We start from the raw sequence: 4,302 nt of genomic DNA, 5'->3' as shown, positions 1-4,302 counted from the left end.
GGATTCGGTCGACGGGCGGTGGTAGACGGTGGCGAGCGCGGCGGCCGCGACGCCGAGCAGGACTCCGGCCATCGCCCACGCGCCGTACCGGCCGTCCTTCGCCGCGATGCCCCAGGCGAGGGCGCACCAGCCGACGAGGATCGCCGACAGCGTCCGACGCGGACCCGAGTCGGCACCTTCGGGCCGTGCCACGGCTGCCTGCCGCGAACCGAATACAGGCAAGCCCATGTCCGCACGATGCCAGAGCGGGACCGGGGCACGGTCGGCGGACTCACCGCGATGGACAGGTGGGCAGGCAGGCAGGGGGAATAATCCGGATGTACCACGCTTGATCGTGCCGGTGGCGGTGAGGGGGTGCGGGTGGGTCACAGCCGTCCGCATGCAAGACTTGCCCCCCGAGGCCGGTCCCAGGGTCCGGCGCCCCCAGCGGTGGATGCCCGGCATCCGGCCGCGGGAGTGACCATGAAGGTGCGTTGAGGAGAGGTCCGGCACAGTGACCGAAAAGCCAGAGGTAGTCGTCATCGGAGCCGGGCCGGCCGGTCTGACCGCCGGCTGGGAGCTGGTGAAACGGGACGTGCCCGTGACGATTATCGAGGGTGACTCGGTCGTCGGCGGAATCAGCCGTACCGCGCAGCGGGACGGCTGGCGTTTCGACATCGGCGGCCACCGTTTCTTCACGAAGGTACCTGAGGTCGAGAAACTCTGGCACGAGATCCTGCCGGAGGAGGACTTCCTGCTCCGGCCGCGATCGAGCCGCATCTACTACAACGGGAAGTTCTTCGACTACCCGCTCAAGGCGACGAACGCACTCGGCGGATTGGGCTTGGTGGAGGCGGCGCGCTGCATCGCCTCCTACGCCGCGGCCCGCGTGCGCCCGCCGCAGGATCAGAGCAACTACGAGAACTGGCTGGTGGCCCGCTTCGGCTGGCGGCTGTACCGCACGTTCTTCAAGACCTACACCGAGAAGCTGTGGGGCGTGCCGGTCAGCGAGATGCCCTCGGACTGGGCGGCGCAGCGCATCAAGAGCCTGTCCATGATGAACGCCATTGTGAACTCGGTGCTACCCAGGCGGAACCAGACGGATATCACCTCCCTCATCGAGGAGTTCCAGTACCCCAAGTTCGGGCCTGGAATGATGTGGGAAACCGCCACCGACAAGATCGTCAAGCAGGGCGGTCGAGTGGTCTTCGAGGAGAAGGTCCGCAAGATTCACCACGCTGACGGCCGGGCGACCGGCGTCACCACCACCGTGACCGGCGGATATGGCCCGGGGGCCGGTGCGCCGGAATCGTCGCGCAGCGACCTCGGCAGTGAGTACCAGTACCCCGCCGACGAGATCATCTCATCGATGTCTTTCTCGTCGCTGGTCCGCGTGATGGACCCGCCGGCACCCGACCATGTCCTGGCCGCGGCGAACGCGCTGAAGTACCGCGACTTTCTCACCGTCGCCCTCGTGGTGCCGGAGGAGGCCGGATTCCCGGACAACTGGATCTACATCCACTCCCCCGCCGTCAAGGTCGGGCGGATCCAGAACTTCGCCTCCTGGTCGCCGTTCCTGGTGAAGGACAAGCGGACCTGTCTGGGCCTGGAGTACTTCGTCTTCGAGGGCGACGAGACGTGGAACAGCTCGGATGAGGATCTCATCAAGCTCGCCACCAAGGAACTGGTCGAGCTCGGGCTCATCCGGGCCTCCCAGGTCGAGCAGGGATTCGTCGTGCGGATGCCGAAGGCGTACCCGTACTACGACATGCAGTACAAGAACAACGTCGACATCATTCGGGCCTGGCTGGCCGAGAACACGCCGAACGTGCACCCGGTCGGCCGCAACGGCATGCACCGGTACAACAACCAGGATCACTCGATGCTGACCGCCATGCTGACCGTCGAGAACATCGTCGACGGCACGAAGCACGACGTGTGGGAGGTCAACGTCGAGGAGGATTACCACGAGGAGGTGTCGTCGCCCGGCGGCGCAGCCAAGCGCTGACCGCCGGACCGACCGGCTGAGCGCGGCGGCTCGGCCCACCCGGACTTTCGGGGTGGGCCGGGGCCCTGCGACGGCCCATGGAGGACCCGGCCGGGATCTTCGATGGTCGTCGAACGGTCGCCGTCGGCGTGCCGCCGGCGGCCGACCCGACCAGAATGCGGGACGGTACGCTCCGCGGCGCCCACTCGGCGCGCACCGGTGGCGGCTTCGGTGGCCAGCCCACCGCCCCGGCACGCAATCCGCGGTCTGTCCCCCGCGCCCGCCCGGCATCGCCGCGGCGCGGGGGGCTGCCGCACGAGACCTGCACCGGGTGCGGACCTGCCTGGTCGGCCGATCGTGGCCCGGCCGACCTCGCCGCACCGCGGGCAACGTGGACGGAAGGGACTGACCGTGACAGATGTCGCGGTCCGGCCGGCGGAGCAGCTCCCCGGGCCGGTCGACCGGGTCGGGGACGCACCCGACCGTGCGGGGCGGGTGTTCGCCGCGGTGGTGGGGGTGCTCGTCGCCGCCGCGGTCATCGTGCGCTTCACCGCCAACCAGGCACTGTGGCTCGACGAGGCGCAGAGCGTCGCCATCGCGCGGCTCCCGCTGCACGGGTCGGGCGTCACCATGTGGGACGGCCTGCTGCAGGACGGCTCACCACCGCTGTACTACCTGGTGCTGCACGGGTGGATCACCGTGTTCGGGGAGAGCAACCTCGCCGTCCGATCCCTGTCCGCACTGATCAACACCGCCGCGGCGTGGCCGCTGTTCCTGCTGGCGCGGCGGGTGGTGAACGCCCGCGCGGCGAAGGTCACCGTCGTGCTGTACCTGACCTCGCCGTTCGCGCTGTACTTCGGCACCGAGACCCGGATGTACAGCCTCATCGTGCTGCTCACCGCGCTCGGCGGGCTCGCCATGGAGCGGGTGCTGCGGGCACCGTCGGTACGTTCGGTGATCGGCCTGGCCCTCGCCGCCGGCTGCCTGGCGCTGACCCACTACTGGTGCCTGTACCTGCTGCTCACCGTCGGCGTGTGGCTGATCGGGCTGCTCACCCTGCGGCCCTGGTACCGCGCCCGCCACGCCCGCCGCTCCCGGCAGCCCGCGGCGGCGTCGCCGAACAGGCCGGCGTCGTCGGCGGCGGAACCGGTGTCCGCACAGACCGAGCCGGTCCCCTTCCACCCAGGATCGGCGTCCCTTCCAGGATCGGCGTCCCACCCAGGATCGGCGTCCATGCCGGTGCCGGGAGCCGGGGCGGCCGGCGGTGTGCCGGTGGGTCGTCAGGGCGGCGCCCGGAGCCACCGCTCGTCCAGCCGATACCTGACGCCGCAGCGGCGCGGGCCGGTCTACGGACTGCTCGGCATCGTCGGCGGCGCGGTCGTCTTCGCCCCGTGGCTGCCGAACTTCTTCGACCAGCTCGCCCACACGGGCACCCCCTGGGGCGAGCCGGCCAACTACGCGGCGATCTCCCACGCCTACGGCCAGTGGGCCGGCGGCCCGACGACACTCGGCCGGCTGCTGCTGTTCCTCATCACGGGCCTGGCCGCCGCCGGGATCGCCGGGCGCAGCCCCGGCGGCCGGTTCGTCCTGATCGACCTGCGCGGTCTCGAACCGGGCCGCACCATGTTCTTCCTGGCGACGGGCACCCTCGTCGTCGCGGTGACGGCCGGCAAGCTCGTCGGCAACGCCTGGGCCGATCGGTACACCGCCACCGCCTTCGTCCCGTTCCTGCTCGTCATCGGCCTCGGTGCGACGGTCATCGGAGACCGGCGGATCTTCCACGGGGTCGTCGCCGTCGCGGCGCTGGTCGGCCTGCTCGCCGGCACGACCGACGTCCGGCGGGAACGCTCGCAGGCCGGCGAGGCCGCCCAGGTGCTCGAACGGCTCGCCAAGCCCGGCGACGTCATGCTGGTCTGCCCGGACCAGCTCGGCCCCGGGCTCGCCCGCACCGTCCCGCCGTGGATGAAGGTGTACGTGGTACCGACCTACGCGCCACCGGACCGCGTCAACTGGGTCGACTACGAGGACCGCAACGAACACGCCGACGGCCGGGCGATCGCCCAGCGCGCGCTGACCGAGGCCGGCCCGCAGCACACCGTCTTCCTCGCCGGCTCCGGCTCCTACCGGACCTACGAGGAGCTGTGCACCGTGGTCCGTGGCACCCTGCAGAACGCCCGCCCGCACGCGGACGAGGTCATGGAGCAGGGCCTGCCGGCCAAGGTGTACGAGAACTACTCGCTGCTGCGCTTTCAGGCGTCGTGACCACTGCGCGGGGGACGTCCGCCCACCCCGGTCCAACGCCGGACTCGAATCCGGCGACCGGGACGGGCACGCCC

General features: G+C 70.6%; 2 protein-coding genes and 1 pseudogene. 2 read left to right on the top strand and 1 reads right to left on the bottom strand.

Annotated elements, in window-relative coordinates:
- A pseudogene (locus NBZ83_RS30385) lies at positions 1-192 on the bottom strand (glycosyltransferase); the annotation flags it as partial.
- 301 nt (positions 193-493) lie between these two features.
- Between NBZ83_RS30385 and NBZ83_RS30380 the strand changes: the two are divergent.
- Together NBZ83_RS30380 and NBZ83_RS30375 are read left to right on the top strand one after the other, a co-directional pair.
- Positions 494-1,987, top strand: a complete 1,494-nt coding sequence (locus tag NBZ83_RS30380) for an NAD(P)/FAD-dependent oxidoreductase (RefSeq protein WP_261576334.1) — start codon at positions 494-496, stop codon at positions 1,985-1,987.
- A 390-nt stretch (positions 1,988-2,377) separates the two neighbouring features.
- Positions 2,378-4,228, top strand: coding sequence for a glycosyltransferase family 39 protein (locus tag NBZ83_RS30375; protein ID WP_261567579.1), 1,851 nt, complete (start codon positions 2,378-2,380; stop codon positions 4,226-4,228).
- Positions 4,229-4,302: the final 74 nt, after the last annotated feature.

The organism is Frankia gtarii, assembly GCF_025403375.1.
Taxonomy (GTDB): domain Bacteria; phylum Actinomycetota; class Actinomycetes; order Frankiales; family Frankiaceae; genus Frankia; species Frankia gtarii.
The sequence above is the reverse complement of the archived record's forward strand: the minus strand, read 5'-3'. Positions and strand labels throughout refer to the sequence as shown.